Origin of the sequence: Aliivibrio sp. S10_S31, assembly GCF_014694495.1 — a bacterium.
Classification (GTDB): domain Bacteria; phylum Pseudomonadota; class Gammaproteobacteria; order Enterobacterales; family Vibrionaceae; genus Aliivibrio; species Aliivibrio fischeri.
On the sequence record NZ_JAAUWR010000001.1, the window covers coordinates 147,212 to 161,246 of the forward strand.

General features: G+C 37.3%; 11 protein-coding genes. 7 read left to right on the forward strand and 4 right to left on the reverse strand.

What is annotated here, in order from left to right:
* Positions 1-278: 278 nt before the first annotated feature.
* Positions 279-1,340, reverse strand: a complete 1,062-nt coding sequence (sohB, locus tag HC728_RS00790) for a protease SohB (RefSeq protein WP_017018221.1) — start codon at positions 1,338-1,340, stop codon at positions 279-281.
* Positions 1,341-1,502: 162 nt separating this feature from the next.
* Between sohB and HC728_RS00795 the strand changes: the two genes are divergently transcribed.
* Complete coding sequence (locus tag HC728_RS00795) at positions 1,503-2,243, forward strand: YciK family oxidoreductase (protein ID WP_017018222.1); 741 nt, start codon at positions 1,503-1,505, stop codon at positions 2,241-2,243.
* A gap of 87 nt (positions 2,244-2,330) precedes the next feature.
* On the opposite strand, the gene rluB is transcribed toward HC728_RS00795, so the two are convergent.
* A complete protein-coding gene (rluB, locus tag HC728_RS00800; protein ID WP_005418779.1) occupies positions 2,331-3,395 on the reverse strand; it encodes a 23S rRNA pseudouridine(2605) synthase RluB in 1,065 nt (354 codons plus the stop codon).
* A 335-nt stretch (positions 3,396-3,730) separates the two neighbouring features.
* Here rluB and ainS point away from each other — a divergent pair, with 335 nt between their 5' ends.
* Both ainS and ainR read left to right on the forward strand, forming a co-directional pair.
* A complete protein-coding gene (ainS, locus tag HC728_RS00805; RefSeq protein ID WP_038155219.1) occupies positions 3,731-4,918 on the forward strand; it encodes an N-3-oxohexanoyl-L-homoserine lactone synthase AinS in 1,188 nt (395 codons plus the stop codon).
* A gap of 11 nt (positions 4,919-4,929) precedes the next feature.
* Complete coding sequence (gene ainR / locus HC728_RS00810) at positions 4,930-7,392, forward strand: autoinducer hybrid sensor kinase/response regulator AinR (RefSeq protein WP_190395015.1); 2,463 nt, start codon at positions 4,930-4,932, stop codon at positions 7,390-7,392.
* Between the two features lie 58 nt (positions 7,393-7,450).
* Here ainR and HC728_RS00815 read toward each other — a convergent pair whose 3' ends face one another.
* A complete protein-coding gene (locus HC728_RS00815; RefSeq protein WP_005418776.1) occupies positions 7,451-8,071 on the reverse strand; it encodes an L-threonylcarbamoyladenylate synthase in 621 nt (206 codons plus the stop codon).
* A gap of 73 nt (positions 8,072-8,144) precedes the next feature.
* Entirely contained in the window at positions 8,145-8,984 is an 840-nt protein-coding gene (locus HC728_RS00820; protein ID WP_017018225.1) for a PHP domain-containing protein, read from the reverse strand.
* Between the two features lie 424 nt (positions 8,985-9,408).
* Between HC728_RS00820 and HC728_RS00825 the strand changes: the two genes are divergently transcribed.
* From HC728_RS00825 to trpCF, 4 genes are read left to right on the forward strand one after another with little or no spacing between them, the layout of a single operon-like run.
* Positions 9,409-10,998 (forward strand): anthranilate synthase component 1, encoded by a 1,590-nt coding sequence (locus HC728_RS00825; protein WP_017018226.1) that lies wholly within the window; start codon positions 9,409-9,411, stop codon positions 10,996-10,998.
* Positions 10,998-11,600 carry an aminodeoxychorismate/anthranilate synthase component II gene (locus HC728_RS00830; protein ID WP_065621138.1) on the forward strand — a complete coding sequence of 201 codons (603 nt, stop codon included), beginning with the start codon at positions 10,998-11,000 and terminating at the stop codon, positions 11,598-11,600. Before HC728_RS00825 ends, HC728_RS00830 begins: the two co-directional genes overlap by 1 nt.
* A 19-nt stretch (positions 11,601-11,619) precedes the next feature.
* A complete protein-coding gene (trpD, locus tag HC728_RS00835) occupies positions 11,620-12,618 on the forward strand; it encodes an anthranilate phosphoribosyltransferase (RefSeq protein WP_370539777.1) in 999 nt (332 codons plus the stop codon).
* Between the two features lie 4 nt (positions 12,619-12,622).
* Positions 12,623-14,035, forward strand: a complete 1,413-nt coding sequence (gene trpCF / locus HC728_RS00840) for a bifunctional indole-3-glycerol-phosphate synthase TrpC/phosphoribosylanthranilate isomerase TrpF (protein WP_017018228.1) — start codon at positions 12,623-12,625, stop codon at positions 14,033-14,035.

The window sequence follows — 14,035 nt, forward strand, 5'->3', positions numbered from 1 at the left end:
TTGATCCTATTAGCGAGTCCAGATACATGTGAAAACATGATACTTATAAATATCGTAATTACAAAAAATAAAAGCCACACATCTAAAATGATGTGTGGCTTTCGTATTAATATCTAACGGTATGTGGTCAATTTGTGGCGATAAAATTTATAATTAACTTATAAATCATCATCTTAACTTAATGATAAAAGCTGAAATCTCAGCCTTTTTTGTCATATCTACCCTGTAAATAACTGAACAGATATGGTCTAAATTAATGCACTTTCTTACATTAAAAATTAAACAATCGGTCGCTGACCTTTGCTAATTAAACGCATAAATACGTTCTCAGCAGACTGGCCTGCAATCCCTGCAATTTTATCGCTTAACTTTTTCTTTTGTACGTAATGAATCGCTAAAACTTCACGATTTTTACACGCTTTTGTTAAATAATCATCCGATGTTTGAATCTCATCAATTAGACCTAATTCTAACGCTTGTTTTCCGAACCAATGCTCGCCTGTTGCTACTTTTTCAAGATCAAGTTCTGAACGATGCTCACGAATAAAATCTTTAAATAAAACATGAGTTTCTTCCAACTCTAATTGGAATTTTTCACGTGCTTTATCGCTATTTTCGCCAAACATTGTTAGGGTACGTTTGTATTCACCAGCGGTTAATTGCTCAAATTCAATATCATTTTTCTTTAATAATTTATTGAAATTTGGTAACTGAGCAACAACACCAATCGAACCAACAATTGCAAATGGTGCAGCAATGATCTTCTCACCAATACATGCCATCATATAGCCACCAGAAGCTGCAACTTTATCTACAGAGATCGTTAATTTAATGTTTGCATCACGTAGACGGTCAAGCTGAGATGAAGCCAGACCATAACCATGAACCATACCGCCACCGCTTTCAAGGCGTAAAAGTACTTCATCACCTTCAATAGCAACCGCTAAGATAGCTGATACTTCTTCACGTAGAGCAGCAACTTCTTTTGCATCAATACTGCCATTAAAGTCTAAAACGAATAAACGAGCATCACGCTTTAACTCAAGTTCACCCGATTTTGCAGCTTGCTTGATTTCTTTCTGTTTTGCTTTTTCCGCTTCTTTGTCTGCTTTCTTTTCAGCCTTTGTGCGAGCTTTTAATTCTGCGTCATCAAATAAGTGATGCTCTAATTCAACGACAGTATCCTTATACTGTTCAGTTAAATTAGTTACTTCTAATTCACCTTTTGCACCAGCAGATTTTCCACCTACCGCTTTAGCTGCAATTAGAATGGCAATAATAGAAACAACAACGGTTGCGATCTTTGCTAAAAAGAGACCGTAATCAAACAAAAATTCCAATGTAATACCCTCTTAAGTATGTTTCGTGTATTGTACTCGACTTAACTCGAAGTTAGTTCACATTATGATAATAAATCGCACTAAACGCGCATTTTTACATCAACTTACAAGACTAATTTGTAAGTTTTCTTAAGGTGAACGTTGAAATACAAGGATTACAGAGTGGATTATCAGGTTTCTTCTGACGCATTAAAAAATAAAGTTATTTTAGTTACTGGTGCTGGTGATGGTATTGGTAAACAAGCCGCACTACATTATGCACAACATGGTGCTACCGTTATTTTATTAGGTCGTACAGTTGCTAAATTAGAGGCAGTTTACGATGAGATTGAAGCCGCAGGATACCCAACACCTGCCATTGTTCCTTTAGATTTGAAAGGCGCCACCAAACAGCACTACATTGACATGGCTGAAACCATCCAAAGTCAATTTGGAAAACTAGACGGTCTTCTTCATAACGCTGGTTTATTAGGTATGCTTAGTCCCTTCGAACAATTCGAAGAGACCATTTTTGATGAAGTAATGCAGATCAATGTCAAAGCTCAATTTTTGATGACACAAGCCCTACTTCCTGTTCTACAACAATCTGATGATGCTCGAATTGTCTTTACCACTTCAACCGTTGGGCACCAAGGGCGAGCATTTTGGGGTGCCTACGCCATCTCAAAATTTGCAACAGAAGGTATGATGCAGACATTAGCGCATGAAATGGAAGGCACCAAGGTAAAAGTGAATGCTATTAACCCTGGAGGTACTCATACTCGTATGCGTGCTCAAGCCTTCCCTGCTGAAGACATTAGTTTACTTAAAACGCCAAAAGACATTATGCCTCTTTATGTATATTTAATGGCTCCAGAAGGCATTAACGAACACAGCCAGTGCATTGACGCTCAGCCAAAATAAATTCTTAAAAAATCTAACAAAAAGGGTTGCTACCTTACGGTGCAACCCTTTTTAATTAATCTTTATTACGTCTTTTAAGCGACGTAATTAGCGTTGTCTAGGTTTAGACTTTGGCGCTTTACCATTTGGTGAGAACTTACTTCTTACTGGCTTTTGACCAGCAGCTGGTTTTTTCCCTTTAGATTGAGGCTTACCAGAAGATTGGCTTTCACCATTGTTAGAACCACGTTTTGCTGAAGGTAGTGAGCTACCAACAGGTTTCTTATTACTACGACCACGACGACCAGCAGGAGTATTACGCTCTTCTGTTGAACGCTCATCGTAACGCTTAACTGCACGACGGATCTTTTGAGTTTTTGATTTAGCACGCTTACGAGATTCTTTATCTACATCAAGAAGACTTTCTTTCTCAGCTGGTAATTCAACCATCTCACGTAGGTAGTTAACTTCCTTAAGTTCAAGTTCCATCCAACCACCACGTGGTAATGCTTTTTCAAGGAAGATATCACCGTAACGAACACGTTTTAGACGACTCACAGTTACACCCTGTGAATCCCATAAACGACGTACTTCACGATTACGGCCTTCATTGATTACAACGTAGAAAGTATGGTTCATACCTTCGCCGCCAGCGTACATTACATCTTCAAAACGCGCTTCACCATCTTCTAGTTTCACACCAGAAACTAAATTACGGATCATTTTTTCGTTAATTTCACCAAATACACGACACATGTATTCACGTTCAACTTTACGACTTGGGTGCATCAAACGGTTTGCTAATTCACCATCTGTTGTGAACAGTAGTAAACCTGCAGTGTTGGCATCCAAACGACCAACTGAAACCCAACGAGAATCACGAATTTTTGGTAGGCGATCAAATACAGTACGGCGACCTTCTGGGTCATGACGTGTACATAACTCACCTTCAGGTTTATGGTAGGCAAGTACTCGACAGATCACATCAGTAGATTCTTTAACTGATACGACATGGCCATCAATACGAATTTTTGCATCAACGTTTTCTAGGCGATCGCCTAATTTTGCTCTCTGACCATCAACACTAACACGACCAGCTTGAATCATGGTTTCTAGCTCACGACGAGAACCAAGACCTGCTCGTGCTAATACTTTCTGTAATTTTTCGCTCATTCTTTACCTTTTTATGTCGCCTTCACAGGCGTCAATTAACTTATTATTAATCAAGAGGATGAATGCATTACCACTCACTCTTAATCACAATCAAATTCGATGAAAACTGATTATACAATATTGTGACTAATAAGCGGTAAGAATTTAATCAAAATTTAATTTTAATTTTTGTCGTAAGACACGCAAAGTGCTCATACCACCACTACCTATTTTTACTATACTGAGTATGCTGAGACGGTAATTTTCTTAGTAATTTTAATGAGTTATCAATCAATAAGGTAGTATTATGAAAAACTTCACACTTCTTTTAAGCCCACTTCCATCTATCTCTCATAATGAGATTGTCGAAAAAAAACCTGCAGTATGAATTTATAAAAGAGTTATATGATTATTGCATACAAACTCAAAACTTAAATTTACTCCAGCAACTAATTAGTACAAGGGAAAGAATTATTTTGAGTCAATTTGAAGGCGGAACTATTGGAAATTTGGAATACTTATTTTCAACATCAGAAGCAGCAAACATTTTAGGAAAACAACCTTGCTCTTCTTTACCTAAGATATATTTTCATATTGAACAATTGGCCATCAAATTTTTTGGTTGTCTTCTAAAATGCAGTACTGAATTTGAAATTTTCAAACTCATCCATAAACCAAATGTGTTACTTAACCACGATTCAGAAACAGTCTCAAAAAATACCACATCAACCATTATTGATGAAAAATATCACTACGAGCTAGTGCCGGATATTTCAGAAGACGAACGATTCTTTCATACTGAGTTTAGTGATCAACCTCTCCCTCTTTCTGATGCTATTGTACTTATTAATATCGCCACTTTCGTCAAAGAACATAAATGGTATGAAATGCTTAACCATTTAGATATCTCCTCTAAAGGTGAACACTTCATCCTATACCAATATACTGAAAACAATCTTTATCCAACGATCATCTCATCAGCATTAATTCAAACTACATCAAATAAACACGAATGGCTCTTCTTTGACGGTTTTTTTCAAAATACGAAATGGAAGCCGAATCTTGAAAGCGATGGCCTGTTATCTCTCACCAAAGCAACATCTATGACTCCGTTAACAAGATCACAATTTATCGATAAAACTAGCGATGAAATAGAAAATGACCTTTTTTATTCTATCTTAGATAAAACAAAGGTATGCGAAGCAATTCGTTTAACTATTAGCGGTTCAAAGTCTAAAGCAAACTACCACCTATATTTGGCTCAAAAAGGATTAGCGATGGCTTTAAAAGAAAGTGGAAGAGATGCTGTTTTTACAATAATAGAGAAACCAGCAATGGTTCTATTTTATAAAGCAATGAATTTACTAGCGCCTACGCAATCTCCCTATGTTTTCACAAGTGAGCAAGATGTAAATAAAACGGGAATAATTACTTATAAAGGGATCTGGCTTTTAAAAAATGCATCATCTGCTTTCAATCAATATAGTTTTAAGGCATACAATGCTAATATTATAAGCCTAAGAAAAAAACTTCGAAATCAGTGAGTTTTATATAAATGTTAACTACTTTACCTAAAGTTTATTTACTACTGACAACCTCAGCAATCATCTTGCTTTGGGTAGGGTATTTTGTCCGCTCTCTATATAAAGAGCGGACAAAGGTAAACCCTTACATTTATTCATCATACATTCTCTATGCATTATTTATTATCTTATGGATACTGAGTAATGCTTACTTTCAGTCTCCATTACTCACATACTTTGATGAATCAACCGCTATTTTTATGGCGCTATTTGCTAATATGACCTCATACTTAGCTTTTGCTTTTGCTTTTCTATTTTCGTGTCGCCTTGCTTCAAAACACCCAGATAAACGACTATCTAAATGGCAGTTTCGTTTAACGAGCATTACAACGCTTGTCGCATTAATTATTAATGTTATCCCTAACTTAACGGTTATAGGAGTAACAATCCAAGCTCCTAGCGTATTCACCATTGAATTTGGTCCCTTTGCTCCTTTGTTTTTCTTAAACGCATTTCTATTCGTAATTCTGACGAGCATTAATTTCTTTAAGCTTAGAAAAAGTAATATAAAACTCAATAAAGAAAAATCCATTTATTTAATGATTGGGATATTTATTTACATGATCTCAACCATTGCATCTCAAATAATTATACCAGTCATATGGGCTGATTTCTCATACACATGGGTACCGCCTGCATTATCTGTTACTGAAGCTTTATTAATTGGATATACATTACTTTACCATAGATTATATAGCTTCAAATATTTGCTTTTTTGGTCATTATCATATTCTATAAATCTCATTTTATATCTAATCCCTATTATTATAATTTACGATTTAACAGCCACCTCTGATTTATTATATATTTGTATCATTGCAATAGTCTTTACTGGATTATTTTGGGATAAAACCCTTAAAAAGACAAAAAAAATCGCTTCTATTATTATATATAAAGACAAGCAGACACCAGTTGAGAAAATATATAAAATTGCAGAGGAATTTAAATATTCAAGTAGTAATGCAATTATTAAATTAGCATCAATTTTAAACACGCCAAAAGAAGAATTATTATTGATTGGTAAAAACACTAATTATAATATTTTTATTCCACATTTAAACCAAAGCCACTCTGCTTTGGTGAAAGATGAACTTGATTACCAAATTCATTACTCCCCTAAAACTGCTAACGCTGAACTTCATCAAGTACAAGAGAAAATGAGTGAAAGTAAGACGGCATTGATCTTACCTATTTTTGGTGAAAACAAGCTAATATCGCATTTTTTAATTTCGGCAAATAAACACGATAATACGACATTTTCAAATGAAGAGATTTCAGCTATTCAATGGGTACTAACTAAAGTTCAAGGCTACATTGAGAGTGAACGAAAAGTTCGTCAATCACAGGCCCTTGCTAACTCTATCGCACACGAAATGCGCAACCCTCTATCACAACTTCAGTATCATTTTGAAAAAATCAAACATCACTATCAAAAAAATACTGAACATGAAAAACAAGAAGATCTAATAAAAAATGAATTAAACCAAGGGTGTTTAGCGATTCAAAAAGGTGCGCAATTAATTGATATTATTTTGAGTGAAGCTAAAAATACCGCGATCAGTGATGACCTATTTCATCACCATTCTATTTCATTATTAACTCAACAAATTATTGATGAATATGTATTTGATTCAGAAGAAATGAAGCAAAAAATCACTCTAGATCTTGAAGATGATTTCATCGTAAATATCAATGATACTCTGTATGGATTCATACTGTTTAATTTATTGAGAAATGCAACTTATTACTTTGATGAATACAACAGCTCCATATCAATTCGTTTAGTTAAAGGGTTTGCTACCAATAAATTAATATTTAGAGATACAGGACCTGGAATTGATTCACATATCCTCCCTAATATTTTTGATGACTTTTTTACTCATAATAAAGAAGGCGGCAGTGGATTAGGTTTATCTTATTGTTTGCGTGTTATGCATGCTTTTGAAGGAAACATCGCATGTTATTCCACCAAAGGAGAATTCACTGAATTTGTACTTAGTTTCCCTCATATAGAAGGAGACATTAACGCATTAAACTCCCACAAACCAAATACTCCACCGTTAATTAATAAGAAAGATAATTCGCTTAAAACAGTATTAATTGTTGATGATAAAAAAGTACAACGTATGTTAATTCATACTTTTATTAACAAAGATAATTTAACACTTTTACAAGCAGAAAATGGTGAAGAAGCCGTAGAAATAGCCACAAATAACAAGCTTGATCTTATCTTTATGGATTCTCGTATGCCAGTAATGAATGGAATTGATGCGGCTAAAAAAATTAAGATAATCTATCCTAATTTACCGATTATCGCGTTAACTGGCGAATCCAGTCATGAAGAAATCAGCGCTATAACACAAGTTATGGATGGCTATCTAACAAAGCCAGTGTCTAAAGCACAATTGCAGCAAGTTGTAGATAAATGGCTATAGTTGAAATAAAAAAATAGCCAGAACGACTGTCTGGCTATTTCAAACATTTATTATTCAGTTATTCAAATGGAGTTGGATCACCAGCCCCTACTCGAGCAATCTTAATATCATCATCACTGAAGTCGATAACCGTTGTTGGTTGTTCACCTAAATAACCACCATTCATAATTAAATCAACAGCATGTTCTAACTGATCACGAATCGCTTCAGGATCAGATTCTGCCATTTCATTTCCTGGCAAAATCAAGGTCGTTGACATCAGTGGTTCGCCTAACGCTTCCAACAAATCCAAAGCGATCTTATTATCAGGTACACGCATACCAATAGTCTTACGTTTTGGGTTCATTAAACGACGCGGTACTTCTTTCGTACCTTTAAAAATAAAGGTATATGCACCTGGTGTATTATTTTTAAGTAAACGGAAAATACTGTTATCAACACGAGCATAAATAGATAACTCAGATAAATCACGACACAGTAACGTAAAATTATGTTTGTCATCTAAACGACGGATCTGACAGATTCGCTCTAGTGCTTGTTTATTCTCAAGTTGGCATCCTAGTGCATAACCTGAATCTGTTGGGTAAATCACTACCCCACCATCGCGAATAATCGCCACAGCTTGACTAATTAAGCGTGCTTGTGGGTTTTCTGGGTGTACGTAAAAAAATTGACTCATGGTCCCTCCTGCTTAGCAGGTCATAGTGATATTTGGTTTTTATTTTAGTTTTATACTAAATCCATTTTCTCTTTCAGCTTGGTATATCCCATTTTTGCCAAACAGGAACGACTCCTTCTGGCAACCATAAATTTCGCCCTAACTCCGTCCAAGGCGATGAGTAATGAAAATCAGAGCCTTGGGAAGCTTCTAATTCAAATTGAATTGCATAATCAGCAAGAACCCGACGCTCTTGCACCCCTTGCTGCGGTAATGCAACTTCCATCGCATCGCCTTTTGCCTCAACAAACGCAGCTAATAAACGTTTTATCCATTTTGCTGTTAACTTATAACGACCAGGATGAGCAAGTACCGCTACGCCCCCTGCTTTATGGATTACATTAACGGCTTCTTCAATTGAACACCAGTCTGGCGGTACATAACCTATGTTATTGCGAGTTAAGAATTTTTTAAATACCGCTTGCATTGTTTTAGCGTGACCTTCATCAACTAACCACTTACCAAAGTGAGCACGAGTTAACGTACCGTCTCCAGCTAAGGCTCTTGCTCCCTCTAATGCTCCTTCGTACCCAGCTTTCTCCAAACGTTCTGCCATTTTAATTGCACGAGCATCTCTTCGAGCTTCTTGATTTTTAATTAGCTCAACTAAATCAGGATGGTGAATATCTAAATTTAAACCAACAACATGAATGTCTTTATTGCTCCATAACGTCGATATTTCAATTCCATCAATCAATTGCAAAGGTAAGTTTTGCTCTTTAATCGCCGCATGAGCTTCATCAAGACCCGCAACAGAGTCATGATCAGTAATAGCAAGCACCTTCACATCAAAACTAACCGCTCTTTCAACTAATTCTGTGGGTGATAAGCGTCCATCTGACGCAGTTGTGTGACTATGTAGGTCTATTTTCATAATTATTCTTGACTTTCTTCTTGCGCACTAGTTTACTAGTACACAGTTAAACACTTTCTCACCAAATTGAAATTGGTCAACAATAGGTACTTTATGTCACAGCTTAACAGACAACAAGCAATCTTAAAAACATCAGTGGTAAGCTCACGATGGTGGCACTACCTTGGGTAGTGTTTTGTGCTAATTTATTTTTGACATAAATCCACTACCCGCAACTAAGCGGGTTTTTTTATGTCTGAAATACACATCGATGATGTGATAGATAGTACAAAAGCACAATTGAGAAATAACGATGAAATAATATACAAACCGCCTTTTAGCCCTCATAAGTTTTAACAAAAGAGTGGCAACAACTGTGAAATATGCGACTATGCCAATACAATATAATTTAACACAAGATCAACGAATTAGCAGGGAGGCTATAATGCGTTCATCACATTCACAAGATAGTAAACTTGAACTACTTTGCCTTGATGTCCCATACGTTTCAGATCCAACGGAGCTGTATTCCACATTGTGTGCTGACGGCGCAATGAGTTTATTACTTGAATCTGCAGAAGTAGATTCAAAAGAAGACCTAAAAAGTCTAATGCTAATTGACGCTGCTGTTAGAATTCATTGCTTTGGCAAAGACGTAACTTTAGAAGCAATGACAACAAATGGTGAACTATTATTAGCTCAACTTGCTCAATGCTTACCATCGACATTGATTCAATCAGTTTCAAATAATCTGTTAATACTTCATTTCCCTGATGCTAATCAAGATCTAGATGAAGACAGCCGTCTTCGAGAACTGTCATCATTTGATGCATTACGCTTTATTCAACATCAATTCGATTTATCAGGCTTACCTTCAAATGCATTATTCCTTGGCGGTTTATTTGCTTATGACTTAGTTGCCAATTTTGAAAATCTAGGTAATGCCGATTCAACAAATAAGTGCCCGGATTACCTTTTTTATATTGCAGAGACACTGCTGGTTATTGACCATCAAACTCAAAAGTCCACGTTACAAGGTACGCTTTTTTCCCAAAATGAAGAAATAAAGCAACAAGTATCAAAACGTTTGTCTTCCATAAAAACATTCTGCTCTGAATCTCATGATGTTCCATTAGCGCCAGTCTTAACTGAATGTGATGCAGTTCCAAGTGTCTCTGATGATGATTTTTGCCAAACGGTTTTAAATTTAAAAGAATTTGTCATCAAAGGTGATGTGTTCCAAGTTGTTCCTTCTCGTCGTTTTACTCTGCCTTGCCCTGCTCCACTTTCCGCTTACCGCGAACTGAAGATCGGTAACCCAAGTCCTTATATGTTCTATCTGCAAGATCGTGATTTCACACTGTTTGGAGCCTCTCCTGAATCAGCTCTTAAATATTGCAAAGTCAGCAATCAAGTTGAAATTTATCCAATAGCAGGTACTCGTAAACGTGGTAAAAATGCAGATGGTTCCATCAACCACGATTTAGATAGTCGTATCGAATTGGAATTACGCTGTGACACAAAAGAAAATGCAGAACACATGATGCTGGTTGATTTAGCACGAAACGATGTAGCTCGAATTTCGCAAGCTGGCACTCGTCACGTTGCTGATTTGCTTAAAGTGGATCGCTATAGTCATGTTATGCATTTAGTGTCACGAGTGGTTGGGCAACTCAGAACCGAACTCGATGCTCTTCACGCTTATCAAGCATGCATGAACATGGGAACCCTCACTGGTGCTCCTAAAATTCGAGCAATGCAACTTATCCGTGATGTAGAAAAAACTCGCCGTGGTGCTTATGGTGGCGCTGTGGGTTATTTAACTGGCGATGGCAGCATGGATACCTGTATTGTGATCCGTTCAGCTTATGTCGAAAATGGTGTCGCTCAAGTTCAAGCTGGTGCCGGCGTAGTATATGACTCAGATCCTCAGGCCGAAGCTGATGAAACACGAGGCAAAGCGCAAGCGGTGATCTCAGCCATTCAAAAAGCACACTTATCGGCAGCCACTCAACAAGTTAAGGAGACAAAATAATGGCTCACATTGTATTACTCGATAACTTTGATTCCTTCACTTATAACTTGGTTGATCAATTTCGCTCACTTGGTTACCCAGTGACGATTTACCGTAATAGCTTAAGCGCAGCCGCTTTTGAAGAAGCCGTAAATAAGCTAGACAATCCAGTTGTCGTTTTATCTCCTGGTCCTGGAGCACCATCAGAAGCGGGTTGTATGCCGGAAGTCATTCAGCGCCTAAAAGGCAAAATCCCCATGATAGGTATTTGTCTTGGCCACCAAGCAATTGTTGAGGCCTATAACGGAACGGTTGCCGGAGCAGGTGAAATTGTTCATGGTAAATCAGCAATGATGAGCCATAACCAACACCCTATTTTTAATGACTTACCAAATCCACTATCTATTGCTCGTTACCACTCATTAGTGGCAACAAAAGTAACGGATGAATTAACCATTACAGCCACAGTAGATGACCTTGTAATGGCCGTAATTCAAGAAGAAGATAAGGTGTGTGGCTTCCAATTTCACCCTGAATCCATTTTGACGACTCAAGGGGCACAACTACTCATTAATACCTTGAATTGGGCATTAGATCTAACAGCAAAAGACAATAAAGAATAAGGATATTCTCATGACTCAAATAGAAACCATTTTTAACAAGCTATACGATCAAGTTTCTCTTTCAGAATCAGAAAGCCAAGTTCTTTTTGATGCCATTATTAAAGGCGAATTAGATCCTATACTACTGACATCAGCACTCACCTGTTTAAAATTGAAAGGTGAAACACCGGATGAGATTGCAGGGGCTGCCAAAGCATTATTAGAAAACGCAAATCCATTCCCTCAACCTGATTATGATTTTGCGGACATTGTTGGCACCGGTGGTGACGGTTCAAATACCATCAATATTTCCACCACGGCCGCATTTGTTGCCGCAGCATGTGGATTAAAAATTGCGAAACATGGTAACCGTGGCGTTTCAAGTAAATCTGGCTCTTCTGATCTTCTTGATTCCTTTGGCATTGATTTAGCCATGTCTGCAGAAGACACAAGAAAAGCCGTCGATGACTTAGGCGTTGCTTTCTTATTTGCGCCACAATATCACGGTGGTGTTCGCCATGCGATGCCAATTCGTCAAACCATGAAAACACGCACCATCTTTAATATACTTGGACCTCTAATTAACCCTGCACGTCCCAATATTGAGCTTATGGGCGTTTACGATGAATCACTGGTTCGTCCTATTGCGGAAACCATGGTAAACATGGGAATGAAACGTGCTGCGGTTGTTTTTGGCTCTGGTTTAGATGAAGTTGCCATTCATGGTCCAACAACGGTGGCAGAAATTATTGATGGTGAAATTAAAGAATACACATTAACGCCAGAAGATTTTGGACTGAATACTCATCCACTTGATTCGATTAAAGGCGGAGAGCCAGAAGAGAATAAAGCCATTATTACGGATATTTTAACGGGTAAAGGGACAGACGCTCAATTAGGTGCTATCGCTGTTAACGTTGCCCTATTAATGCGCTTGTTTGGCCATGAAGATCTAAAAGCTAATGCACAAAAAGCCATCAATGCCATGAATTCAGGTAAAGCCTTCGAATTGGTACAACAACTGGCTGCAAGAGGATAAATGAATGACACAGCAATTGTCTGAACACATCTCAGTAGAAAATACAGAAATGGCTGAAGTACTTGTAAAAATAGTAAAAGACAAAGCCATTTGGGTCGAAGAGCGTAAGAAACAACAACCTCTAGATGATTTTCAATCGTCATTAAGTCTATCTGACCGTAGCTTTTACGACGCATTAAAAACAGGCAAAACCGAATTTATCCTTGAATGTAAAAAAGCATCACCATCAAAAGGGTTAATTCGAGATGATTTCGATCTCGATTACATTGCTTCTATCTACAATAATCACGCGAGTGCCATTTCTGTACTAACCGATGAAAAGTATTTCCAAGGTAGCTTTGATTTCTTACCTATCATTCGAAATCAAGTGTCACAGCCTATTTTATGTAAAGATTTCATGATAGATGCTTATCAAGTGTATCTTGCTCGTCATTACTCTGCTGATGCCATTTTATTAATGCTTTCTGTTTTAGATGATGCGCAATACAAAGCACTTGCAGACATAGCACATTCATTAAACATGGGTATTTTAACGGAAGTCAGCAATGAAGAAGAATTGCATCGTGCTGTGGCATTAAACGCAAAAGTCATTGGAATTAACAACCGTAACCTACGTGACTTATCAACGGATTTAAATAGAACAAAAGAACTTGCTCCTCTACTACCTAAAGGAACCACCATTATTTCTGAGTCGGGTATTTATACTCATCAACAAGTGAAAGAACTGGCTCAGCACGCTTCAGGATTTCTGATTGGTAGCTCACTAATGGCAGAAAAAAACCTAGAGCTTGCAGCAAGAAAAGTTATTTTAGGTGAAAACAAAGTCTGTGGATTAACTTCAGAGCAAGATGCGAAAGCCGTTTATGACTCTGGAGCTGTCTACGGTGGACTTATTTTCGTAGAAAAATCGCCACGTTTTGTTCCTCTTGAAACCGCAAAGAAAATAACCCAAGCAACGGCATTACATTATGTGGGCGTTTTTCAAAATGAGGATGCTCAGCGTGTTGCTCAGTACGCCACTGACCTTTCTCTATCTGTGGTTCAACTGCATGGAAATGAAACCGAAGCGTATATTACTGAGTTAGCCTCTTTATTACCGACTCATACTCAAATTTGGAATGTCATTTCTGTGTCAGATGATGCTCAACGCATTTCACTTCCACAAACTCAAGCTGATAAGGTGTTAGTTGACTGTAAAGTCGGTTCGCAGGTGGGAGGTACTGGCGTTAGTTTTGATTGGAATAAACTGCCTCACCACAACATCATGCTTGCCGGTGGACTTGAATTAAATAATACCAAACAAGCAGCACAACTCGGCTGCTACGGATTAGATTTCAACTCAGGAGTAGAAAGTACTCCGGGTAAAAAAGATCATAAAAAATTAAGCGCCGTATTTAGCGCATTACGAGACTATTAA